The sequence below is a fragment of the Sphingopyxis sp. P8 genome (assembly GCF_020622175.1).
Classification (GTDB): Bacteria; Pseudomonadota; Alphaproteobacteria; order Sphingomonadales; family Sphingomonadaceae; genus Sphingopyxis; species Sphingopyxis jiangsuensis.
Map to the genome: position 1 here is coordinate 505221 of NZ_JACNMK010000002.1, position 23226 is coordinate 528446.

Sequence of the window (23226 nt, forward strand, 5' to 3'; positions counted from 1 at the left end):
GCGCTCAGCCCTTGGCCCGCGCCTTTGCGACCGCCTGTCGCAGCGCGTCATATCCGACCTGCCCCTGAAACATTTCGTCGCCGATGACCCAGCTTGGCGTTGCGTTGAGCCGGAGCTGCGTCGCGATGGCGAGATTGCTGTCGAGTTCGCGCTGGAACAGCGCTTCGTTCGCGGTGGCATCGGCGCTGCCGTCGGTCACGACGCCGGCTTTTTCCGCCGCCGCCGCAATTGCAGCGGGCTCGAGCGAGCTTGCTGCGAACATCGCATGGTGGAAGGCGTCATATTTGCCCTGCCGCGCCGCCGCCAGCGCCATCAGTGCGGCGTCGCGGCTCTGCGGCGCGATGATCGGCAACTCGCGGAACACGACCTTGAGCCGCTTGTCCTCGCGCAGCAGCCGGTCGATGTCGGGAACGCTTGCGCGGCAGAAGCCGCAGGCATAGTCGGTGAACACGACCATCGTGACGTCGCCGTCGGCATTGCCCGCCCAGGCACCGGCATAGGGTTTTTCGAGCGCGGGACGGATCGAATCGATCGCCTGCGCTATCTCGCGGTCGCGCTGCGCCTCGAGCGCTTCGGGGATGATCTGCGGATTGGCGCGGATATAGTCAGCGACAACCGCCTCGACCTCCGCCTTGTTCATTCCGCCGCCGAAACGGCCGCCGAGCCAGAATGTCGCGGCAAGTAGCGCGACAGTCCCGGCGGCCAATGCCCAGAGCGGCATGGGAAAAGTGGTGTGCCCCTCGCGACCGCGCGGTGGGGGGCGGTCCGGCGGGCTGCGATCGTCCGGCGCCGATGCCGATATGGACGGCGCCGCGGACGCCTCGGCCGCTTTGGCACGGGGCGTCGGCGTCGGTGCCAGCGGCAGATCGGGCTCGCCCGCGAACAGCGGCAGGTCGGGGGCGCTTGCCTTCGTCGCGGCCGTCTTTGCGGCCTTTTCTTCGCGCGCGAGCAATTGTTCGAGCCCGGATGGTGGCGGACCGTCGGGCTCGCTCCGCGGGGCGGGGCGCATCCGCGCCGCCGCCTCGCCCAGACCTTCCTTGCCCGAACGCGCGACCTCGCCGATACCCGTGCGTGCCTTTTCCGCCGCCTGCCCCACACCGCGGCCCATCGCCGCCGACGCCTGCGTGATCCTGCTGCCAAGGTCGAGCTTGCGCCAGCCCTTGGCCGTCGTGGCCGCCGCCGTGCTTGCCGCGGTCGCGGCCGTGCGCGCCGCGGCGCGCGCTGCTGCTGCGGTGGCCGCGCCGCTGCGCGCCGCGAGCAGGTGCGTGCGCCGGGGAATTTCCAATGCCTCGACCCGCGCCGGAATGTCGGCGCGCGCGCCGAGGTCGATTGTCCAGTCGGCAAAGCCCTGCGCGCCGCGACGAACGCGATTCCAGATCGCGCCGGCGTCGACGCGCGGACGCGCGGCGCGCGGCGGTGCAGGGTCGGGGGCATCGCGTTCGAGCGGATAGCGCGCAAGGTCGATGCCGAGCGGCGGGCTTGCCTGGGGCTTGGCAAGTCCTTCGTCACCGCGTCCGGCTGCCGGCGGCGCTTCGCCCGGCATCGGGTCGCGCAGCCACGGCTGGTAATAATCGTCTTTCCTGTCGGTCACTTGTCGCCCTTATGCACCATCGCCGCGACGGCCCCCGCTTCGCATGTGCCCGAACCTAGCGCCGTTTGCGCGTCCGTTCCACCTCGGCGCGTGCCACGAGCGAAATATCCTGAGCGCGAATCCAGTCGGGTGTCCCTTGCGGCAGGCCCTGCATCGCCATTTCGGCATTACGCAGCGCGAGCGGCGCCTGTCCACCCATCAGCTGGAAGCGCTCCGCCGAAGCGAGCGCCGCGCGCGGTTGATCGCCCTTGTTCGCATAGACGATGCCGAGCTGATACCAGGCAAAGGGATTTTGATTGTCGAGCGCGACCGCGGTCTTGAGCACCTTTTCGGCCTCGGCGAAATTGGCGGGGTCTTCGGTCGCGATCAGTGCATGGCCGAGCGTCGCGGCGATGAGCGGCTGCGCGCGCGAATTGGCGACGGCCTTGCGCAGCGGCGCAATCGCGTCCTTGGGTCGCCCCGATTCGAGCAGCACTTGCCCTTCGAGCTCGAGGAAATAGGGATCTTCGGCGTCGATGGCGAGCAGCCCCTCGACCTCTGCCAGTGCCTTTTGCGGATAGGCGCTCTTGTGCCAGGCATAAGCGCGGGCGTAGCGCGCCGGAATGCTCGTATTGCTTTCGGGGAATTTGCGGAGCGTCCGCTCGGGCTCGGCGGTGAAGCCTGAAAGCTTTGCCTTGATACGCTGGAAGCGGCGCTCGATGTCGGGATCGGCGGGTTTTTCCCACGCGGGATCGACGACATAGACTTCGCGCAGCGTCTGGATGCGGTCGCCCGACATCGGGTGCGTGCGACCATAGACCTGGTCGTCGTCCTGCCTGATCCCGTAGCGAAATTCGAGATTCTGGAGCTTCTTGAAAAAGGCGAGGCTGCCGCGCCCGCTGATTCCGGCGGTCGAGAGATATTGCGCCCCGGCGGCATCGGCGGTCGATTCCTGCACGCGCGAAAAGGCGAGGAACTTTCCGAGCGCGGCCTGTTGCCCCGCCATCATGATCCCCATGCCCGCCTCGGCACCGCCCGCAGCGATTGCTGCCGCTCCCAGCAACATGCTGAGCAGTGAAATGCCCGTTGCGGTCTTGGCGCCGTCGTTCACGCGGATCGCATGGCCGCCCATGATGTGCCCGAGTTCGTGCGCAAGCACGCCCTGCACCTCTTCGGCGCTGTCGGCCGCCTCGATCAGGCCGCTGAAGACATAGATGTCCTGACTTCCGGCGACGAAGGCATTGATGCTCGAATCGCCGAGGAGGTGGACGCGAACCTGCCCCCGCTGGAGCCCTGCTGCAACGACGAGCGGGTCCATCATGTCCTGGAACAGCGCCTCGGTTTCGGCGTCGCGCAGGATCGATTGGGCAAGCGCCGGACGCGCCGCAAGGGCGACCACCGCGGCGACGGTCAGCAGGACCCGGATGACGGCGCGCCAGGTGCCATATTGCGGCGCGCGAAGCGATGGGACGGACTTCATCGCCCCCCGTCTTGCGCCGCGCGCCTGAACCTCAACTGAAGCCATAGGGGCTTTGTGGGGTTCGGGGCGCGTGGACGCAAGGGGTTCGCGTCGGGGCGATCAGTTGCCGAACGTGCGTTGCCACCATCCGCGGCGCGGTTCGCCGGTGCCGGCGTCGTCCGCGCCTTCCCCGTCGGCCATTTCGGGTGCGCTTTCGGTCGCAGCATCGGGCGCCGCTTCGGCAGCCGCGGCCTTGCGGCTACGGCTGGCACGTTTTTTGGGCGCGGGCTTGGCGGCTTCCTCTTCGGCCTTGGGTTCAGCCGTTTCGGCAGCAGGCGCGTCGGCTTCGGAGGCCGCATCGGGCTCGGCGGCCGCTTCGGTTTTTGCCTTCGTCTTGCGCGGCGCTCGCTTGCGCTTGGGCTTTTCTTCGGTCGGCGCTTCTTCGGTTACCGCGTCCGTCGACTCGCTGGAGGCCTCTGTCGTCGCTTCGGCGTCAGCTTCGGCTGCAGGCTCAGCGGCGTCGGCTTTCTTGCGGCCTCGGCCGCCGCGCGTGCGGCGCGGCTTGGCCTTGGCGGGCTCGGCCTCTTCCGCTGAGCTCTCGGCGGCCGCGTCTTCGGCAGGCGATTCGTCGGTCGACGCCGGTTCGGCGGCTTCGGCTTCGTCGTCGCTACCGGAGTCGTGCTCGGCCTGCTCGCCATTTTCCTCGTCGCGGCGTCCGCGGCGCCCGCGGCGACGGCGGCGGCGACGCTTGCGGCCATCGCCGTCGCCGTCGCCTTCGCTGCGTTCGCGGCGGGGTTCGTCGCTGTCCTCGTCTTCGGATTCCTCCTCGTCGACGATCTCGTCCTCTTCTTCCTCCTCGATGTCGACGATCGGAGCGAAGCTGCGCTGGCGCGTCGGGGGCGGACCGCCCACCTCGACTGCCATGCGCGCGCCCTCGGTTTCGCCATCGGGCAGGATTTCGACGCTGACCCCGTACAGCTCTTCGATCTCGTGCAACTCGCGCCGCTTTTCGTTGAGCAGATAGAAGGTTGCTTCCTGGCTGGCGCGGAGCGTGATCTTGCTGCCGCGACCGCGCGCAGCCTCTTCCTCGATCAGGCGCAGCGCGCTGAGTCCTGCCGAGCTCGCCGTGCGGACAAGGCCCGTGCCCTCGCAGTGCGGGCAGGGGCGCGTCGATGCTTCGAGCACGCCGGTGCGCAGCCGCTGGCGGCTCATTTCCATCAGGCCGAAGCCCGAGATGCGGCCGATCTGGATGCGCGCGCGGTCGTTCTTGAGCGCTTCCTTCATCGCGCGCTCGACCTTGCGGACGTTCGAGCCGTGATCCATGTCGATGAAGTCGATCACGATCAGGCCCGCCATGTCGCGCAGGCGCAACTGACGCGCGATTTCGTGTGCAGCCTCGAGGTTGGTGCTGAGCGCGGTCTGCTCGATATTATGCTCGCGCGTCGAGCGACCCGAGTTGATGTCGATCGACACCAGCGCCTCGGTCGGGTTTATCACCAGATAGCCGCCCGATTTCAGCTGGACGACGGGATTGAGCATCCCGGCGAGCTGATCCTCGACGCCGTAGCGCTGGTAGAGCGAGACGGGATCGGAATATTGCTTCACACGGCGCGCGTGGCTCGGCATCAGCAATTTCATGAACTGCTTCGCGGCCTTGTAGCCCTCGTCGCCCTCGACAAGAACTTCCTCGATATCCTTGTGATAAATGTCGCGGATCGCCCGCTTCACAAGGTCGCTGTCCGAATGGATGAGCGCCGGCGCGCTGGACGCGAGCGTCTTTTCGCGAATCTCGTCCCACACGCGGGCAAGGTAATCGAAGTCGCGCTTGATCTCGGTCTTGGTGCGGCTCATGCCGGCGGTGCGAACGATGCAGCCCATCGTCGGCGGCAGGCCCATCTCGTCGATCATCGCTTTCAGCTTGCGGCGATCGGCGCCGTTCGAAATCTTGCGGCTGATCCCGCCGCCGTGCATCGTGTTCGGCATCAGCACGCAATAGCGGCCTGCGAGCGACAAATAGGTCGTCAGCGCAGCGCCCTTGTTGCCGCGCTCTTCCTTGACGACCTGCACCAGCATCACCTGACGGCGGCGGATGACGTCCTGGATCTTGTAGCGGCGGCGCAGCGACATCCGGTTCTCGCCGTCTTCCTCGTCACGGCGTCCGCGTCCGCGGCCCTTGCGACCGCCCTTGCCGCGACGGCGCCCGCGTCCGCCGCGATCGTCGCGGCCTTCTTCGGCGCCGTCCTCAGCGCCTTCGTCGTCGCCGTTTGCATCGGCGTCGCCATTGTCCTCGTCGCCGTCCTCGCCGACGGTTTCGGGAGCGGGGGCGTCGCCATTCTCGTCCTCGTCGGGGCGCTCGACCTCGGCGACATCGCCCTCAAGCTCGTCGAGATCCTCTTCGGCGCGCATCGCTGCTTCGGCGGCATGCTCGGCCTCTTCGCGGAGCAGAGCCTCGCGATCTTCCTTCGGAATCTGGTAATAATCGGGATGGATTTCGCTGAAGGCGAGGAAGCCGTGGCGATTGCCGCCATATTCGACGAACGCCGCCTGCAAGGACGGTTCGACGCGGGTAACCTTGGCCAGATAGATATTGCCCTTGAGCTGCTTGTGCTCTGCGGACTCGAAATCAAACTCCTCGATGCGGTTTCCCTTGGTGACGGCGACCCGGGTTTCTTCCCGGTGCCGCGCGTCGATCAACATGCGCGTGGTCATTTATATCACTCCAGGCGCGCAGCAGCGCGCCAACAAGAAAGGCCGCGCCGGCCCCTGACGGGCAGGCGCGGTCGATAGGGTTCAAACGGAAAAAGACGTTATTGTCGCGCGGGGCCAGCGTCCGATCGTGGACGCGCATGCGGTCTTCGGTCCAACGACCGGCGGGGGCAAAGGCGCCCGCGTCGCGGAATGAAGAGGGCATGGCAAGCCTCATGCGGCATCAACCTGTTACGAGGTGACCGGAAAGGCCGGGAAGCGTCCGATATGACGCCGCGCGACCGCCCGGTCGACCGGGTGGACTGATCATGGACGCGATTCCCGCAGGTCCGGCACCGGAGCCTCCAGAATCCGCCATGTGCAGGATCGGGCGTGCCCCTCGAAAGGCCGAACATTGCCGAGACCGGCATGATCAGTGGCTGAGGTGCTAGCATCGGGGGACGCCGACGGCAACCTCCGCCACCGAACAAAGATAGGAAGTGCTTGCTGTGTTGCAATTTTACCCATGACGACGCGACCTGTGCGGCGACGGTTAACCGCGCAATAAGCACTGGACCATGCCGTGTCCGGGACGGCATAGAGCGGCGATGGGCTTGCCTTTTGTCCTGCTTTTGATGATCGCCGACCCGCCGCTTGGTGCGGACCGCGGCGCGCAATCTCTTGACCGCGCCGTCGGCCGGAGCGCGGCGACGGTTCGCCAATCGGCGGCTTGGCGCGCCAAACCGCCCGGTCGCCGTTACAGCGTCACCGTTCCGATCGGCAAGCCCGAGCCCGCCGTTCCGCTGCCCGCGATCGCCGGACCCGCTGATGCGCGGCTGCCGCTGGTGGTGCTGGATCCCGGTCATGGCGGGCACGATCCGGGGGCGACGTCGCCCCATTCGGGAAAGCGTGAAAAGGATGTCACCCTGGCCCTCGCGCGCGCCATTCGCGACGAGCTGGTAGCGACCGGGCGCGTCCGCGTCGCGCTGACGCGGTCCGACGACCGCTTTCTCGTGCTCGAAGAGCGCTATGGCATCGCGCGGCGAATGAAGGCCGATCTGTTCATTTCGCTCCACGCCGATGCCGCCGAAAGCCAGGAAGCGCACGGGGCCTCGGTCTATACGCTTGCCGAAGTCGCGTCCGATCGTGAGGCGGCGCGGCTGGCGTCGCGCGAGAATAGATCGAATATCATCAACGGCGTCGATCTCAGCGCGCACGACAGCGCGGTGTCGTCGATCCTGCTCGATCTGACCCAGCGTGAAACGATGACTGTCGCGTCGGAATTTGCGCGGTTGCTCCACCGCGAGGCGTCGGACGATATGCGTTTTCGCACCACCGCGCACCGTTTTGCGTCATTCGTCGTGCTGAAGGCACCCGACACCCCCTCGGTGTTGTTCGAAACGGGGTTTTTGTCGAACGAAGACGATGCCAAATTTCTCTCCTCGGCGGAGGGGCGGAGACAAATCGCGCGCGGGGTTCGTGAGGCGGTGCAGATTCATTTCGCAAAACGGATTGCCGCCACTGGCCGCTAACGCGCAACTTGCAGTTAGCGCGCACCCATCAGGGCGGCAACGCGCGCGCGGAGTTCCGGCAGCAGGTCGCGCTCGAACCACTGATTGCGCGCCAGCCAGCCATTGTTGCGCGGGCTCGGGTGCGGCAGCAGGATACGGCGCGGCCATTCGACCCGCCAATCGCGCACATGATCGGTCAACGAGCCGCGGCGCGCGCCGAAATGCCAGTCGGCGGCGTAGCGTCCGATGACGATCGTCAGTTCGAGCGAGGTGAGCGGCGTGAGAAGCAAATCACGCCACAGCGGAGCGCATTCGGGGCGCGGCGGCGCGTCGCCCGACTTCCCCGATCCGGGAAAGCAGAAGCCCATCGGGATGATGGCGACACGCGTATCGTCGTAAAATTGCGCGGGCGTGACGCCCAGCCAGTCGCGCAATCGCTCGCCCGACGCGTCGTCGAACGGCCGTCCGCGCTCGTGAGTCACGCGCCCGGGTGCTTGCCCGGCGATGAGCAGACGTGCGCTGGGACTCCACTGAAGAATCGGACGCGGCCCGAGTGGGAGATCGGTGCATGCGCGGCAAGCGCGCACGCGCGAAAGGAGGTCCGCCGCCGGGCCGGGAGTAGGGGGGGAGCCGGTCATGCGAACCTCCATCGGGACGCGAGCATCATGCCATTGGCCTGTCAGGCCAATTGCGTCCCGATCATCAGGATTGCGGCCCACGACACAAGATAGGCCGGGGTCCGCAAATAGGGGATGCCAAGCGAATAGACGATGTAGTGCGCGACGCGCGCGTAGTAGAATATCATCGCCCAGCGTCCGACTTCGGCGGCTGCTCCATCGTCGGCCAGATAGGATGCGGCGACGACCACGGCGATGAACGCGGGCAGCGTTTCGACCATGTTGAGATGCGCGCGCTTTGCGCGCTGCGCCCAAAGCGGCGGCGCTGGCTCGGCGGCCGGAAAGCCGTCCGGATAATTGTTCAGAAAGTCGCGAATTCCCCAGCTATGCATGCGAGAGAGGATATAGGGAACCCACATCAGCGCGGTGAGCACGCCTGCCTGCGCCAGATAGTGAAACGCCTGTTGCATGGCTTGATCCTTTTACTTGTCGAAGTCGAAGGCCGGCGGCGGCGGCAATGCGCAGAGGGACAGAGAGATACCGCCGCCGCCGGCTCGACGCGGCGTCAGAGATCGGCCGCGGCGGTGCTGCGAATGCGTTTCCAATTGGCGTCGGCCTTGGCGATCGTGCCTGCCGGGTCCTTCTGAAAGGCCTTCAGAATATCCTCGTTCAGAAAGACGTAGAGCTTGCCGTTCTGGACTGCGGCATATTTGGGATCGCCGTCGAATTTCTTGCCGACCGATACGCCAAAGGTGCAATAGCCGCCGTTCTGCGGTGTGAAGCGCCCTGGTGCCGCCTTGAACGCATCGAGATTTTCCTGCGACGCGAAATAATAGGCGACATTGTCGTGGACCGCCGTGAATTTTGCGCTTCCTTCGATGCGGTTGCCGAGCGTCACGAAGGCAACGGGATCGACGCCGTGGAGGCCAAGCGGCGCGCCCGCAGCGGTGAGGCCGTTCGAGACGTTATTTTCTTCGACCGCGAGCGCGGGCGAGGCAGCGACGAGCGCCTGTGCGGCGATCAGCGCCGCGAGGATGGTTTTGGTCATGTCATAATCCTTTCGAATGGAGGGGGATCAGGCGACGGCGGCGAGGCTGTCGGTCGTCACCACCGGGAAATCGATTTCGGTTTCCGCGATATGATTGAAATAGTTGGTGAAAATATTTGCCACGATCGAACCGAGGATTTCGACGATCGCGCCATCGTCAAAGCCTGCAGCGCGGATGTCGGCGATAGCCTCCGCATCGATGCGGCCGCGCTGAGCGACGACCTGGCGTGTGAAGGCGACGAGTGCGCCGCCGCGACCGTCGCTCAGAGTGCCGGCCAGCGCTTCGCCAATGTCGCTTTCGTCGAGGCCAGCCATCTTGCCGAGCGCGCTGTGGGCGGAGGCGCAATAGTCGCAGCTGTTGGCGCCTGCCGCAGCGAGCGCAACGAGTTCGCGGTCTGCGGCCGAGAGGCGGCCTTTGCCGAGCGCGGCGCCAAAGCCGAGATAGGCTTCGAGCGTCGCGGGCGACTGTGCCATCGTGCGGAAAATATTGGGGACGCTGCCGAGTTGTCCTTTGATCGCCGCGAACAGCGCGGCCGCGTCGGCGTTGCTCGTGTCGAGCGGTACGGCGGGTATCCGTTGCATGAAAGTCTCCTTTGATTTGCGTTCTGGACGCCGGAGACTTGGGTCAGGCAGGACGATAGAGCAATATACGCGCGATTAATCGGGATATAATGGAAAGCTCATAGGACGATCTGCAAATTACGCGGCGATCCGATCACGAAAACGCGTCGGGGATTCGCCGAACATATTGTTGAACGCGCGCGTGAAGGCGGCCGGAGACTGATATCCGATTCGCCCAGCGACCTCCTGAACGGAGATGCGCTGGTCGCGCAGCAGCGACCGCGCCATCTGCAACCGCCATTCGGCAAGATAGGTTAAGGGTCCCGTGCCGACGAGTTCCTGAAAGCGCTCGGCAAAGCGGCTGCGCGACATCGCCGCCTGGCTTGCCAGCCGTTCGACCGTCCACGGCGACGCGGCGTCGCGGTGCATAGCGAGGATGGCCCGCGCGATCTTGGGATCGGTAAGCGCGTCCATCAGCCGCGCCAACTCGGCCGACTGCTGCGCGCAGCAGCGCACCGTTTCGATGAAGATGATTTCGGACATGCGCCGGATGACGGCATCGGTTCCGGGCGTATCGGCCGCCATCTGGCGCGCCATCAGCCGGAGCGCCTCGTCGAGCCAGAAGGCGTTCGTGCGCATGCGTGCCGACAGATGCAGGATGGGCGGCAAATAGCGCAGGAGCGGATGGTTTCCGCCCTCGGCAAAGCTGAAATGCCCGCACATCAATTGTGTCGCCTTGTCCTCGCACCCCTCGCCGACGATGAAGACGCCGCCGCCGTCATAACCCGTGTCCTGCATGACATTTTCGAGCGCGGCGGGTTTGCGGTCGGGTGTGTCCGAAATGATATGCGCGGCGCCCGCAGGGACGAGCATCAGGTCGCCCTGCCGCAAATGGAGCGCAGCGCCATCGCCGGCCCGCACAAAGCATTCGCCCTGGACGGCATGGTGAAAGCGGATCGCATCCGGATATTCGGGGACTGCAATCGACCAGGGACTGTTGAAGCAGGTGCGGAAGTAAAACTGGCCCCGCAGCGCCAGTGTATCGAGAATGTCGCTGAGCAAGTCCACGGCCGATTATCCTATGCTCCACGCGCGGCTCCGGACGCCACGCATCGCGGGATAATCCGGCTAGCAAGCGCGCCCTTGTGTTTCAACGGCGCATATTTGCGCTTTACTGCTCGTTCTAGCAGCCGCGCAGGTGCGTGCTACCGCAACGACCAGGACTGGCACGCGCTGCATCGATTATCGGACGTTTTGCAAAACGGGTGAAACGGAGGCGGGCGACATGGCCCTGCCTCCGTATCGCGAAGCGTCCTATTCGCCGCTGCGCGCGAGCTCGTCGAGCAGGCGGACGCCGAAGCCGGTCATTCCCTTGGGGACGAGCGGCGTGCTTTTGCTGCTGCGGTTCATGCCGGCGATGTCGAGATGCGCCCACGGCATCGACTCGTCGACGAAAAAGCCGACGAAATGCGCGCCGAGGCTTGCGCCGGGACCGTCTCCGCTGCTGTTCCGGATGTCGGCGATGTCGGACTTCATCCGCTCGGCATAGTTTTTGTGAAGCGGCATCCGCCAAACTTCCTCGCCGCTTGTCTTTCCGGCGGCGATCACGCGGTCTGCGAGCGCATCGTCGCGCGAAAACAGCCCGGCATATTGATCCGAAAGCGCGCCGACGATTGATCCCGTCAGCGTCGCAATGTTGACGATCGCGCGCGGGGCATAGGCTTTCGCGACATATTCATTGGCATCGGCGAGGACGAGACGGCCTTCTGCATCGGTGTTGATCATTTCGACCGTTTTGCCCGACATCGACCGCACGACGTCTCCCGGACGCTGCGAATTGCCATCGGGCATATTTTCGGCGAGCGCGGCGACTGCGACGATATGAACCGGCGCGCGCGACTTGGCGAGCGAGAGTGCGGCGCCCATCACCGAGGCGGCGCCCGACATATCACCCTTCATATTTTCCATGTTCGCTCCGGGCTTGATCGAAATGCCGCCCGAATCAAACGTTATGCCTTTGCCCACGAACGCAAGCGGCGCCGCGGGGGCGCCGGCGCCGCGATAGCGCACCAGCATCATCCGCGACCCGCGCGGGCTTCCCTGGCCGACGCCGACGATATTGCCCATGCCGAGCTTGCGCATCGCGGCTTCGTCGAGCACCTCGATGCTGACACCCGGAACGCCAGCAAAGGCTTCGCGCACGCGCGCGACAAAGCTGTCGGGATAGATGACGTTGGCTGGTTCGTTGGCGAGGTCGCGTGACAGACGGACGCCGTCGGCGAGCGGCTTGCTGCGTCCGTCGAACGCGGCCTGCGCTGCAGCGGGGTCGGCGCTGACGAGCGTGACTGCGCCGGTCGCGGGGATCTTGTGGCCGACGGTCTTGTAGCGGTCGAAGCGATACTGGCCGATTGCAAAGCCAAAGCCGACGTCGGCCGCCTGTGCGCCGTCGAAGCTGCCGACGATGGCGATGGGGTGAGCCTCGCTCTTCATCTCCTGTGCCACCTTGCCGCCCGCTTCGGCGAGGGCGTTGACTGTCGGCGAGGCGCCCGTGCCGACGAGCAGGATGCGCGGGCGCGTCCCGATGCCGCGGAGCGACAGCGTCGTTCCGGCACTACCGTCGAAGCCGGCGGCTTTAACGGCCGCGGCGACCGCTTCGCGCCCCGAAGCGTCCAGCAGCGCGTTCGCCTGTGCCGGCAGGGAAGAGTCCGCTGTCAGGATGGCGAGCGCGGCACCTTCGGGTGCGTTTGCCGCAAAGCCGATCGCGCGCTCGGCGCTGTTCGATACCGTCGCGGGCGCGATCCCCGACCCGGCGACGGTCTGGGCGACGGTCGCGGGCGCGAACGCGAGGCTGAAGCAGGCGGCAAGGAGCAGGCTTTTGGTACGCATGGCGGATTTCCCCTGAACAATAAAATGTCGGCGCTCGATAACGACGTTACCGCGGAGGGCAAATAGCTGTCGACGAACGGTCGACACTTGCCTTCGGATGACATGATCGCCAGACAAGCGGCGCGGCTCCAAGCGGGGCCGAAGGAGAATGTCCGGCCATGGTGCGACGCGCGTTTCTGGGTTTGATCCTGCTTCTGGTGCTCGGTGCCGCATCGCTTGCATTGTGGGAACCACTGACCGCCGCGCCGCCGCAGGCGCCCGCGTTCAAGCCGTCCGAAGTCCGGATCGCGCGCGACAAGTTCGGCGTGCCGCATATCTTTGGCAAGACCGATGCCGATGTCGCTTACGGCGTCGCCTACGCCCATGCCGAGGATGATTTTTCGACTCTGCAGGAAGTGCTCGCCATGACGCGCGGCCGCGCGGGCGCGATGCTCGGCGAAGATGGCGCGCGAATCGACTATGTCGGGGCGCTGCTCGGCGTGCGCGCAACCACGGCGCGCGACTGGCCGAAGCTGCCCGACGATGTGCGCAAGCTTTTCACCGCCTACGCCGCAGGGCTCAACCGTTACGCCGACAAGCATCCGGACGAGGTGCGGCTGTCGGGGCTGTTCCCCGTCACCGGAGAGGATGTCGTCGCTGGTTTTGTGCTGCGTTCGCCCTTTTTCTTCGGACTCGATTCGGTGCTCGGTGCGCTGACCGAGGGGCGGCCGGTAGGACGCGAAGGCGGCCCCGTGCTCGACGCGTCGGGCGCGCCCGAAACCCGCCCGCTGACACCCGTCGGCCGCGACCCGTCGGAAAATGGTTCGAACGCGATGGCCGTCGCGCCCGCGCGCTCGACCGATGGCGCGACGCGGCTCGTGTCCAATTCGCACCAGCCGTGGACGGGCGGCGTCGCCTGGTACGAGCTTGTCGTCCATTCGGAAGAGGGCTGGGATTTTGCGGGCGCCAATTTTCCGGGCTCGCCCTTTCCCTTCCTTGGCCACAATAAATATCTGGGCTGGACCAATACGGTGAACCGGCCCGACCTGATCGACGTTTATAAGCTGGTGCTCGACGAAAGCGGGACGAAATACCGTTTCGACGGGGCGTGGCGCGATCTGGAACAGGAACGCATCTGGCTGCGCGTCAAATATGGGCCGCTGACGATTCCGGTGCCGCGCACCGTCTATCGTTCGGTGCACGGGCCGGTGGTCAAGAACGACAATGGCGCCTTTGCCGTCCGCTATGCCGGGATCGACCAGTCGCAAATGGTCACCCAATATTACCGGCTCAACAAGGCGAGGAACTTTGCCGAATGGCGCGCGGCGATGGCGATGCAGGGCGTGCCCGCGACCAATTTCATCTATGCCGACGCCGCAGGCAATATCGGCCTTTTCTATAATGCGATGTTTCCCGACCGTCCGGCTGGCTTCGATTGGCGCGGGACGCTTCCCGGCGATACGTCGAAGGCGCTGTGGCAAGCGATCTTGCCGTTCGACCGGGTGCCCGCGCTCGTCAATCCGCGGTCGGGCTATGTCATCAATGCCAACAACACGCCGTGGGTCGCAGCGGGGCCGGGCGACGAACTCGACGCCGCCGCCTTTTCGCCGCTGCTCGGCGTCGAGGACGATATGACCAACCGCGCCGCGCGGCTGATCGAATTGTTCGAGGAATCTGGCCAGATCGACGAAGCGCGACTGAAAGCCATCAAATATGACACCGCCTATGCGAAGAACGGCTATGCCAAGGCATGGATCGACCGCATTCTTGCGCTCGACGTCAAGCGCGACCCGGCGCTCGTGCAGGCGCAGGACTTACTGCGGCAATGGGACTGGACGCTCGACGGCAAGGGACGCGGCGATGCGCTGGCGCTGATGCTGCTTCGCCCAGCGAACGGCCGCCACTATCAGCGCCGCGCCGCGCCTGATGCGCTGACCGTTCTCCGCGACACGGTCGCGCATCTGCAGGAGTATTTCTCGGGTCTCGATCCCAAACTCGGCACGGTGTTGCGCCTCCGGCACGGCGAGGGAGCGAACCGTGTCGACCTGCCGCTCGACGGTGGCAACGATACCGTGCGCGCTTCGACCTTGTGGGACGTCGAGCCCGACGGACGGTTGAAAGTGCGCCACGGCGACAGCTTCATCATGTTCATTACGTGGAGCAAGGACGGTTCGGTGCGTTCGGAATCGATCCAGCCCTTCGGCGCCGCGACGACGCGCCCCGACAGTCCGCATTATAATGATCAGGCGCCGCTGTTCGTGCAGCACAAGCTCAAGCCGGTGCTGTTCGATCCCGCGGCGCTCAAGGCGTCGGGAGCGCGTTTCTATCGGCCTTGAAAGCCGCGCGCCACTGTCCTAAACCGGTGATACAGTGCCGTTCGGCACCGGTCCTGCCCGTGTTCGCACGCGCAGTTCAGCACCGAGAGGATGTTCATGACCCGGATCAACCGTTTCGCCGCCGCATTGGCCCTTTCCACCGCGCTCGTCGCGACGCCGGTTCTGGCGCAAAAAACGGCCGCGGCGCCCGCGCCGGTCGCCGATCTCGTGAAGGCGGTCGATATTCCTTACGAGGCGTTCACGCTCGATAATGGACTGCGCGTCATCGTCCATGAAGATCGCAAGGCGCCCGTCGTCGCCGTCTCGGTCTGGTACCGCGTCGGCTCCAAGCACGAACCCGCAGGCAAGACGGGCTTTGCCCACCTCTTCGAGCATCTGATGTTCAACGGATCGGAAAATGCTCCCGGCGACTTTTTCGAGCCGCTGCAACAGGTCGGTGCGACCGACAGCAACGGCACGACCAATGTCGACCGCACCAATTATTTCGAGACCGTCCCGACCGGCGCGCTCGACCTTGCGTTGTTCCTTGAAAGCGACCGCATGGGACATCTGCTCGGTGCGGTGACGCAGGAAAAGCTCGATAACCAGCGCGGCGTCGTCCAGAACGAAAAGCGTCAGGGTGATAATAATCCGTTCGGCCTGCTGCGCTACGAAATCTTCGAAAATCTGTTCCCCAAGGGACACCCCTATCACCACAGCACGATCGGTTCGATGGCCGACCTCAATTCGGCGAGCCTCGACGATGTGAAGTCGTGGTTCCACGATAATTATGGTCCCAACAACGCAGTACTGGTGCTGGCGGGCGACATCGACGTAGCGACGGCCAGGACGATGGTCGGCAAATGGTTCGGCGACATTCCGCGCGGTCCAGCAGTGAAAATGCCGGAGGTTTCGGTGCCGACGCTGCCCGCGCCGCTCGCCAAGGAGGTCAAGGACCTCGTTCCGACCACGCGCCTTTATCGCATGTGGGCAATCCCGGGGCTCAACGATCCCGAGGCGGTACCACTCCAGATGGCGACCGCTGTGCTTGGCGGCCTGTCGTCGTCGCGGCTCGACAATGCGATGGTCCGCAAGGACCCGGTTGCGGTCAGTGTGGCGGCATTTGCACAACCATTTGAAGATGCAGGTATTTTGCTTGTGCAAGCGGATGTGAAGCCGGGCGTTGATCCCGAAGTCGTGGGCAAGAAGCTAGACGCGGAGATCGCGAGTTTCCTGGAAACCGGGCCGACCTCAGACGAATTGCAGCGCGCCGCCGCAAGCTATCTCGGCGGCACGATATCTGGACTGGAGTCTGTAGGCGGCTTCGGCGGCAAGGCGGTTACGCTTGCCGAGGGCGCGCTCTACTCGAATGACCCCGCTTATTATAAAACCGAGCTCGAACGGCTCGCAAAGGTGACGCCCGATCAGGCGAAGGCGGTTGCGAACAAATGGATGTCGCGTCCGGTCTTTTCGCTGACTTATACGCCGGGTGAACGTACCGAGGGCGGCGAAAATCGTGGCGGCGCCTTTACCGCGGAGAAACCGGTCGTAGCGGTGGAACCCGACCGGTACTGGAATTCGGTGCTCGGCGATATCGGTCCCGACACGGGGATCGGCGCCGCGGCGTCGATTGCCGACCGGTCGAAGTTCCCGGCCGTGGCAGAGCTGACGGCGCTGGATTTTCCCGACATCGAGCGCGCGAAGCTCAAGAACGGGATTGAGCTTGTATTTGCTCGGCGCGCTGCTGTTCCGACCGTCAACGTCGCGGTCAGCTTTGACGCAGGCTATGCCGCCGACCCACGCGACGCGCTGGGCACGCAATCGCTGATGCTCAGCTTGATGGACGAGGGGACAACGACCCTCGACTCGATCGCCTTCGCCGAAGCCAAGGAAAGGCTCGGCGCCCGGATCGACGGGTCGGCGAACGCCGATGAAACGGTGTTCAGCCTGTTTGCGCTCAAGCCCAATCTGCGCGCATCGCTGGGCTTGCTTGCCGACTATATCCGCAACCCGGCCTTCGATGCGCAGGAGCTTGAACGCGTCCGGGCGCAGCAGCTGACACGGCTGAAGGCGGAACTCAACAACCCCAATGCAATTGCTTCGCGCGTGTTGATGCCGGTGCTTTATGGCGCAGGTCATCCCTATGGCATTCCGCCATCGGGGCTCGGCAATGCCGACGCCGTCACCGCGGCGACGCGCGAGCAGCTTGCGGCCTTCCATGCGGCGTGGATCCGCCCGGACAATGCGCGCATATTTGTCGTTGGCGACACGACGCTTGCCGAGGCGAAGAAGGAACTCGACGCGACCCTCGGGGCGTGGAAGGCGCCCGCTACGCCCAAGCCGACGAAGCATTTCGAGGTAGCGGTTCCGGCTCCGCAACCGCGCATCCTGCTCGTCGACCGGCCCAAGTCGCCGCAGTCGGTGATCCTCGCGGGCAAGGTTCTCGACGCCAAGGGCAGCGACGACCTCGAGGTCCTGCGCGCCGGCAACGACATCTTCGGCGGCAATTTCCTGTCGCGTTTCAACACCAATCTTCGCGAGACGAAGGGCTGGTCCTATGGCGTGCGCTCGCGCATCTCGGCCGACAAGGACCGGCTGACCTGGGTGGCGATTGCGCCGGTGCAGAGCGACCGGACCGGCGATTCGATCAAGGAACTGCAAGCCGACCTCAAAGCGTTTCTTGCCGACAAGGGCGTGACGGCCGAGGAACTGGAGCGCACCGTCAACGGCAGCGTTCGGGAGCTTCCGGGCAGCTTTGAAACCTCGGGCGACGTGCTCGCGGGGCTTCGCTCGATCGTCAAGTTCGACCGGCCTGACGATTATTACGAAAAGCTGCCGACGACCTATGAAGCGATGACCGCACAGGGCATCGATGCCACGGCGCGCAAGGCGCTCAGCACCGACGATCTCGTCTATGTCGTCGTGGGCGACGCTGCGGTGGTCAAGCCGCAGCTTGACGCGCTGGGAATGAAGGTGGAAACAGCGACTCCCGCTAATTGACACAAGTTTCAGTAAGGAGAGTTTTTATGGCGCAGGTCGATGGCAGCTATGATTGCGTGACGAAGTCGCCGATGGGCGATCAGAAGTCGGTGTTCACCGTGAACAGCGATGGCGACAGCTTCACCGGCCAGAACGCCGGAGCCATGGGTTCGCTCGACGTCCAGAATGGCAAGGTCGACGGCAACAAGCTTACCTGGACGATGGACATGAAGGTGCCCATGCCGATGACCCTCGAATGCGAAGCGACGATCGACGGCGACACGCTGACCGGCACGATCAAGGCTGGTGCGTTCGGGTCGATGGCGATGACGGGCACACGTCAGGGCTGACCCTTCCGACTTTTTACTGGGGTTTGATGGGGCCGTCCTCGCCACGCCGGCGAGACGGCCCTTTTCGTTGAATAGCATTGTTGTCCGACAAATTGCGTTGCCGGGGCTATCCAAAGTGTCGCGGCAGGCCCATATCCGCCGCAATGCACAAAATGACCGAGTCCCCCCAGCGGTCCCGCATGCCCGGCGACCGCGAAATGGTTTTCATGATGGCGATGGTGATGGCGCTCAACGCGCTCGCCATCGACTCGATGCTGCCTGCACTCCCCGCGATGGGCGATGGACTCGGCGTGTCGGTCGCCAATGACCGGCAATATATTATCTCGGCCTATCTGCTCGGCATCGGCATTGGCTCGCTCTTCTATGGTCCGCTCGCCGACCGGTTCGGGCGCAAGGGCGTTCTGGTGCCGGCGCTCTTTGCCTATATCGCCTTTTCGGTCGGTTGCGGGCTGGCGACCAATTTTCCGCTAATGCTCGCGTTGCGTTTCGGCCACGGCGTGGTTTCGGCGGCGCTCGGTGTCGTCGTTGTCGCGGTCATCCGCGACCTGTTCGCGGGCGATGCGATGGCCAAGCGGCTGTCGCTCATCTTTCTCGTGTTCATGATTGTGCCGATTATCGCGCCGGCGATCGGGGCGGGAATCGTCGCGGTCGCCGACTGGCGCGCGATTTTCATCGTGCTTGCGGCCATGGGCGGGGTGATGCTGCTTTGGTTGCGCCGGCTTCCCGAAACGCTCGAGCCCGCGAATGTGCGGCCGCTCGACTGGCGGACGATGGTTGCCGGGTGGGGCATGGTGACACGCCACCGCCGTGCCGCGGGTTACATGCTCGCGTCGGGGCTGATGCAGGGCGCGCTCTATGGCTATCTCAACAGCAGCGAACAGATCATCGGCGAGGTGTTCGACGCGCGTGCGCTCTTCCCGCTCGTCTTTGCCGTCGTTGCGGTGGGCATTGCGATCGCCAATTTCTCCAATGCCGCGATCGTCGAGCGCTTCGGCGCGCGGCGCGTCTCGCAGACCGCGGTGTTCGTCTATATGGCGGTGGCGCTCGCGCAGATTGCGGCGGCGCTGAGCGGCGGCGAGACGCTGTGGATGTTCACGTTGCTGATGATGGTCAATGTCGGGCTGATCGGCTTCATCGGCAGCAATTTCGGGTCGATCGCGATGGAGGACTTCGGCCAGATGGCGGGCATCGCGTCCTCTTACCAGAGCTTTGCGAAAACCTTGCTCGCCGCGGTCGCAGGGGCGGTGATCGGCCAGCATTATGACGGGACCACATTGCCGCTCGCCATGGCATTCCTGATCGCCGGCGTCGTCGGGCTGTTGCTTGTCATCTGGGCCGAACGCGGAAAGCTGTTCACGCGCCCGGGAACCGCGCCGCGCGCGCCTTTCTGACAAAAAGAAAGGGGGCCGAGGCCCCCTTTCCGATCAGTCCTTGAAGGACGGCGCCGGCGGTACCGGCTGCGGCGGTGCGTCGGGGTCGTCCTCGTGCACCTCGATGATACCGCGGCCGACGTGGCTCTTGCGGTAGCCATAGAGGAAATAGACGAACAGGCCGAGCGCGCCCCAGACCGGGAGCACCATCTTCGCATCGAACGGCAGGTTCACATAGAGCCCAACCGTGCCGACAATCGCGAGCGGCGCGACCAGCCACACCATCGGCGTGCGGAACGGCCGGTGGCGGTTCGGCTGGGTCCGGCGCAGGATGAGCACCGCGATCGCCACCATGAAGAAGGCGAACAGCGTCCCCGAGTTCGAAATGTCGGCGAGCTGACCGACCGGCAGGAAGGCCGCGAAGAAGGACACCGCGACGCCGGTGATCATCGTCACGATATGCGGCGTTTTCCACTTGGGGTGGATCGTCGCGAGCTTTTCGGGAAGCAGGCCGTCGCGCGCCATCACGAAGAAGATCCGGGTCTGGCCGAACAGCATGATCAGAATGACCGACGGCAGCGCAAGGAAGGCCGCGATGCCAATCATGTCGCCGATGCGTTCCCAGCCGATTTCGCGCAGCACATGCGCGAGCGCTTCGCGCGAGCAAACGAGCGGCTCGCGGCCAAGGTCGGCAAAGGCCTGGCACTGTGCGGCGAGCGCAGTGGTGCCGGGCTGCAGGATTTCGCCGTTCGGACCGGCTACCGGTTGCGCGCCGAGCGTCCCGATCGCGCCCGCAGCGACGAGCAGGTAAAAGATGGTGCAGATGCCGAGCGATGCGATGAGGCCGATGGGCACGTTGCGCTGCGGATTCTTGGTTTCTTCGGCGGCAGTCGAAACGGCGTCGAATCCGACATAGGCAAAGAAGATCGACGCCGCCGCGCCGATCACGCCGAGGCCGGCGCCATGCCCGTCACCGAACCAGCCGTTCGGGGTGAAGGGTTCGAAGTTCGCCCCATTGAGCACAGGCAGCGTCAGGCCGATGAAAACGGTGAGCGCCGTCACCTTGATCGCGACGAGCACCGCGTTGACGCGTGCGCTTTCGGTCGTGCCGATCATCAGGAGTGCGGTAACGAGCAGCGCGATGACGAGCGCCGGCAGGTTGACGACGCCGCCCGCATAGGGGCCGACCACGAGCGCGTGGGGCAACTCTATGCCCCAACTCTGTAACAGTCCGACGAAATAGCCCGACCAGCCGACCGAAACGGCGCTGGCAGCAACGGCATATTCGAGGATCAGCGCCCAGCCGACCATCCAGGCGAGCAATTCGCCCATCACCGCATAGGTGTAGGTATAGGCGGACCCCGAAACCGGGACCATCGAAGCGAGTTCCGAATAGCAGAGCGCTGCGACCGCGCAGACGAGCCCCGCGACGACGAAGCTCCACATCATGCCCGGCCCCGCCTTTTGCGCGGCTTCGGCGGTCAGAACGAAAATGCCTGTGCCGATGATGGCGCCGATACCAAGCATGGTGAGCTGAAAGGCGCCGAGCGTTCGTTGCAGCGACTTTTTCTCGGCCGTGGCCAAGATGGCGTCGAGCGATTTAACGCGACCAAATATCATCCGTGTTTCCCCTTTGCGGGCCTCGGTAGGGGGCCCGTCTCCTGGCGGCGCAGACTAGCCGCTCCGCGCGGCAGCGCAACTTAATTTCAGGGGTGTGACAGTCGGTTTATCGCACGGTGAAACGGACGCGATCGATCGTCCGCCCGCCGGGGTCGACGAGCGCGAGTATATGGCTGCCGGGGCGCGGGACGATTTGTTGTCCGGCGTCGGCATCGCCGAGCGTTTTCCTGTCGAGGATCAGCCGATATCCCGCGACCGCGCCGCTCACCGCGACGGCGAGCCGCTGACGGTCGGCGGGGATGTCGGGGTCTATCGCATAGACGCTGCCGCTGACCGGGCTGGTGATGCGCGGGCGCCGCGCGGCCTGCGGCGCAGCGGCGAGTTCGCTCTGCGCGGTGCCGCGGACGAAATATTCGCGTCGCGGCGGCTCGCGCGTGCCGGGGAGGGCGATGCGGTGCGCCTCGACGCCGTCGGGGATGGCGGGTGGCCTGCCGGGGCGGTCGGCGTGGAGCGCGAGCATCACGTCGCGCCACACCGGCGCCGCGCCCGAGGTGCCCGACACGCCGCGCATCGCATCGCCCTCCAGATTGCCGACCCAGACCGCGACGGTGTAGCGGTCGGACCAGCCGACGCACCAATTGTCGCGCATGCCTTTCGAGGTGCCCGTCTTGGCGGCGGCCCAGAAGGGGAGGCGCAGTGCGCTGTCGGTGCCGAAGGCGTCGGCGCGGGCGGCGGCGTCGGCGAGTATGTCGCCGACGATGAAGGCGGCGGCGGGGCTGACGAGCTGGCGTGGATGTTGGCGAAGTTGTTGCGCAGGGTGGTATGTCACGGGCGACCACTTTCCGTGGTTTGCCAATGTTCTGAATGCGTTAGCCTGTTCGACCAGCGAGACTTCGGCCGAGCCAAGTGCCAGGCTGAAGCCATAATGGTCGCCGTCCTCGACGAGACCGCGATAGCCGAGCGCCCATAGGCGGTCGCGGAAGCGCCCGACGTCGTCGATGATGAGCGCGCGCACCGCGGGAACATTGAGCGACGCGGCGAGCGCCTGGCGCACGCTGACCGGCCCCTTGAAACTGCGGTCGTAATTCTTGGGAACGTACAGCCCCGACGCGGTGTCGAGCTGGACCGGGCTGTCGTCGAGGATCGACGCGGCGGTGAGCCAGCCCTTTTCGATCACCTGCGCGTAAAGATGCGGCTTGAGCGTCGAACCCGCCTGCCGCCGCGCGTTCGCGCCGTCGACCGCGGCGGCGGTCGATTTGAGCCCGACCCCGCCGACATAGGCGAGCACCTCGCCGCTTTGATTGTCGAGCACGACGACCGCGCCGTCGCGTACGCGATTCGCGCCGAGCCCCGACAATTGGCGGCGCAGAGCGACGATGGCGGCGGCCTGGATGCGGCGGTCGATCGTCGTCGTCACGCGCTTGCCCGGCGCGTCGAGCAGCCGCACGGCAAGATGCGGCGCGAGCGCGGGGTCGTGGCGCGCGGCATGCTCGCCCGATACGAGCGTCGCGGCGGCGGCGGCGATGGCGCTGCAATCGGCGGCGCGCGCGGCGCGGCACGCGCGGCGGCCGAGGGCAACGGCGTCGGCGGCCGGATTGGGGAGCAGTCCCGCGAAGAGCGCGGCGTCGGTGCGGTTCATCGCCGCGGGGCGCTTGCCGAACAGCGCCTGCGCCCCCGCGCCGATCCCCTGCACCTCGCCGCGCAGGGGGACGAGGTTGAAATAAGCCTCGAGCATCTGGTCGCGCGTCCAGCGCGACGCGAGCGCCTGACCCGCGCGCATCTGGCGAATCTTGGTCAGCCAGCCGCGCGATCCGGGCTGCGCGAGATCGGGCGAGAGGAAAGCGGCAAGCTGCATCGGCAGGGTCGAGGCGCCGCGCGATCGGTCGCCATTCCCCCCGCGCGCCAGCCGCGCGCGCGCCGCGCTCGCGACCGCGAACCAGTCGACGCCGCCATGCGCGGCGAATCTTTTGTCCTCGCTCGCGATCACCGTGTCGCGCACGACGGGGGCGATGGCATTCAGCGGCACCCACGCCTGCCGCCGCCGCTCGAAATTGACGCGCTCGGTGTCGAGCAGATGTCCGTCGCGGTCGTAAAGCCACGCCTCGCTCGGCTGCCACGCCGCGCGCACCGCGGCAAATTCGGGCATCGCGGGCGGGCGCGTGAGGAGATGCGCGATTGTGGCGAGGACGAGCGCGGCGAGGGCCGCCCAGGCGAAGGCGTCGAAGAGGCGGCGTTTGGGGGCGTGATCCATCGGCTAGGCGAGCAGGCGCATCTGC

Annotated in this window: 16 protein-coding genes; 5 read left to right on the forward strand and 11 right to left on the reverse strand. The window is 65.6% G+C overall.

The window, feature by feature from the left end:
• Nucleotides 1-4: 4 nt before the first annotated feature.
• From H7692_RS10945 to H7692_RS10955, 3 genes are all read right to left on the reverse strand, one after another.
• On the reverse strand, nt 5-1591 hold the full coding sequence (locus H7692_RS10945; RefSeq protein ID WP_222136880.1) for a thioredoxin domain-containing protein: 1587 nt from the start codon (nt 1589-1591) through the stop codon (nt 5-7).
• Nucleotides 1592-1646: 55 nt separating this feature from the next.
• On the reverse strand, nt 1647-3050 hold the full coding sequence (locus tag H7692_RS10950) for a M48 family metalloprotease (protein ID WP_201928258.1): 1404 nt from the start codon (nt 3048-3050) through the stop codon (nt 1647-1649).
• Nucleotides 3051-3149: 99 nt separating this feature from the next.
• Nucleotides 3150-5738, reverse strand: coding sequence for an Rne/Rng family ribonuclease (locus H7692_RS10955; RefSeq protein WP_201928257.1), 2589 nt, complete (start codon nt 5736-5738; stop codon nt 3150-3152).
• Nucleotides 5739-6322: 584 nt separating this feature from the next.
• Between H7692_RS10955 and H7692_RS10960 the strand changes: the two genes are divergently transcribed.
• Nucleotides 6323-7246, forward strand: a complete 924-nt coding sequence (locus H7692_RS10960; protein WP_390881112.1) for an N-acetylmuramoyl-L-alanine amidase family protein — start codon at nt 6323-6325, stop codon at nt 7244-7246.
• Between the two features lie 14 nt (nt 7247-7260).
• Here the strand turns inward: H7692_RS10960 and H7692_RS10965 are convergent, their stop codons facing one another.
• The 6 genes from H7692_RS10965 to H7692_RS10990 form a co-directional block, all read right to left on the reverse strand.
• Nucleotides 7261-7812 carry a uracil-DNA glycosylase family protein gene (locus H7692_RS10965; protein ID WP_390881123.1) on the reverse strand — a complete coding sequence of 184 codons (552 nt, stop codon included), beginning with the start codon at nt 7810-7812 and terminating at the stop codon, nt 7261-7263.
• A 92-nt stretch (nt 7813-7904) separates the two neighbouring features.
• Nucleotides 7905-8312, reverse strand: coding sequence for an MAPEG family protein (locus H7692_RS10970; protein WP_222136883.1), 408 nt, complete (start codon nt 8310-8312; stop codon nt 7905-7907).
• 95 nt (nt 8313-8407) lie between these two features.
• Nucleotides 8408-8890: a YHS domain-containing (seleno)protein gene (locus H7692_RS10975; RefSeq protein WP_201928253.1), complete on the reverse strand. Its 483-nt coding sequence runs from the start codon at nt 8888-8890 to the stop codon at nt 8408-8410.
• A 27-nt stretch (nt 8891-8917) separates the two neighbouring features.
• A complete protein-coding gene (locus H7692_RS10980; RefSeq protein WP_201928252.1) occupies nt 8918-9472 on the reverse strand; it encodes a carboxymuconolactone decarboxylase family protein in 555 nt (184 codons plus the stop codon).
• 117 nt (nt 9473-9589) lie between these two features.
• Entirely contained in the window at nt 9590-10519 is a 930-nt protein-coding gene (locus H7692_RS10985) for an AraC family transcriptional regulator (RefSeq protein WP_222136884.1), read from the reverse strand.
• Nucleotides 10520-10765: 246 nt separating this feature from the next.
• Nucleotides 10766-12337 carry a leucyl aminopeptidase gene (locus H7692_RS10990; RefSeq protein ID WP_222136885.1) on the reverse strand — a complete coding sequence of 524 codons (1572 nt, stop codon included), beginning with the start codon at nt 12335-12337 and terminating at the stop codon, nt 10766-10768.
• A 158-nt stretch (nt 12338-12495) separates the two neighbouring features.
• Between H7692_RS10990 and H7692_RS10995 the strand changes: the two genes are divergently transcribed.
• The 4 genes from H7692_RS10995 (at nt 12496) to H7692_RS11010 (ending at nt 19351) form a co-directional block, all read left to right on the forward strand.
• The gene (locus H7692_RS10995; RefSeq protein WP_222136886.1) at nt 12496-14652 is read left to right on the forward strand and encodes an acylase; all 2157 of its coding nucleotides are present in this window, start codon (nt 12496-12498) and stop codon (nt 14650-14652) included.
• Nucleotides 14653-14748: 96 nt separating this feature from the next.
• The gene (locus tag H7692_RS11000; RefSeq protein WP_222136887.1) at nt 14749-17631 is read left to right on the forward strand and encodes a M16 family metallopeptidase; all 2883 of its coding nucleotides are present in this window, start codon (nt 14749-14751) and stop codon (nt 17629-17631) included.
• A gap of 26 nt (nt 17632-17657) precedes the next feature.
• Complete coding sequence (locus H7692_RS11005; RefSeq protein WP_201928247.1) at nt 17658-17960, forward strand: hypothetical protein; 303 nt, start codon at nt 17658-17660, stop codon at nt 17958-17960.
• A gap of 152 nt (nt 17961-18112) precedes the next feature.
• Nucleotides 18113-19351, forward strand: a complete 1239-nt coding sequence (locus tag H7692_RS11010) for a multidrug effflux MFS transporter (protein ID WP_227340170.1) — start codon at nt 18113-18115, stop codon at nt 19349-19351.
• Between the two features lie 33 nt (nt 19352-19384).
• Here H7692_RS11010 and H7692_RS11015 read toward each other — a convergent pair whose 3' ends face one another.
• Both H7692_RS11015 and pbpC read right to left on the reverse strand, forming a co-directional pair.
• Entirely contained in the window at nt 19385-20950 is a 1566-nt protein-coding gene (locus H7692_RS11015; RefSeq protein ID WP_201928245.1) for an amino acid permease, read from the reverse strand.
• Nucleotides 20951-21056: 106 nt separating this feature from the next.
• Complete coding sequence (gene pbpC / locus H7692_RS11020) at nt 21057-23201, reverse strand: penicillin-binding protein 1C (protein WP_222136889.1); 2145 nt, start codon at nt 23199-23201, stop codon at nt 21057-21059.
• Between the last annotated feature and the right edge of the window lie 25 nt (nt 23202-23226).

What these genes read in the sequence shown, in the direction of transcription:
- H7692_RS10950 (WP_201928258.1), bottom strand. Translation starts at nt 3,050, where the DNA reads ATGAAGTCCGTCCCATCGCTTCGCGCGCCGCAATATGGCACCTGGCGC.
- H7692_RS10955 (WP_201928257.1), bottom strand. Translation starts at nt 5,738, where the DNA reads ATGACCACGCGCATGTTGATCGACGCGCGGCACCGGGAAGAAACCCGG.
- H7692_RS10960 (WP_390881112.1), top strand. Translation starts at nt 6,323, where the DNA reads ATGGGCTTGCCTTTTGTCCTGCTTTTGATGATCGCCGACCCGCCGCTT.
- H7692_RS10970 (WP_222136883.1), bottom strand. Translation starts at nt 8,312, where the DNA reads ATGCAACAGGCGTTTCACTATCTGGCGCAGGCAGGCGTGCTCACCGCG.
- H7692_RS10975 (WP_201928253.1), bottom strand. Translation starts at nt 8,890, where the DNA reads ATGACCAAAACCATCCTCGCGGCGCTGATCGCCGCACAGGCGCTCGTC.
- H7692_RS10980 (WP_201928252.1), bottom strand. Translation starts at nt 9,472, where the DNA reads ATGCAACGGATACCCGCCGTACCGCTCGACACGAGCAACGCCGACGCG.
- H7692_RS10990 (WP_222136885.1), bottom strand. Translation starts at nt 12,337, where the DNA reads ATGCGTACCAAAAGCCTGCTCCTTGCCGCCTGCTTCAGCCTCGCGTTC.
- H7692_RS10995 (WP_222136886.1), top strand. Translation starts at nt 12,496, where the DNA reads ATGGTGCGACGCGCGTTTCTGGGTTTGATCCTGCTTCTGGTGCTCGGT.
- H7692_RS11000 (WP_222136887.1), top strand. Translation starts at nt 14,749, where the DNA reads ATGACCCGGATCAACCGTTTCGCCGCCGCATTGGCCCTTTCCACCGCG.
- H7692_RS11005 (WP_201928247.1), top strand. Translation starts at nt 17,658, where the DNA reads ATGGCGCAGGTCGATGGCAGCTATGATTGCGTGACGAAGTCGCCGATG.
- H7692_RS11010 (WP_227340170.1), top strand. Translation starts at nt 18,113, where the DNA reads ATGACCGAGTCCCCCCAGCGGTCCCGCATGCCCGGCGACCGCGAAATG.
- H7692_RS11015 (WP_201928245.1), bottom strand. Translation starts at nt 20,950, where the DNA reads ATGATATTTGGTCGCGTTAAATCGCTCGACGCCATCTTGGCCACGGCC.
- pbpC (WP_222136889.1), bottom strand. Translation starts at nt 23,201, where the DNA reads ATGGATCACGCCCCCAAACGCCGCCTCTTCGACGCCTTCGCCTGGGCG.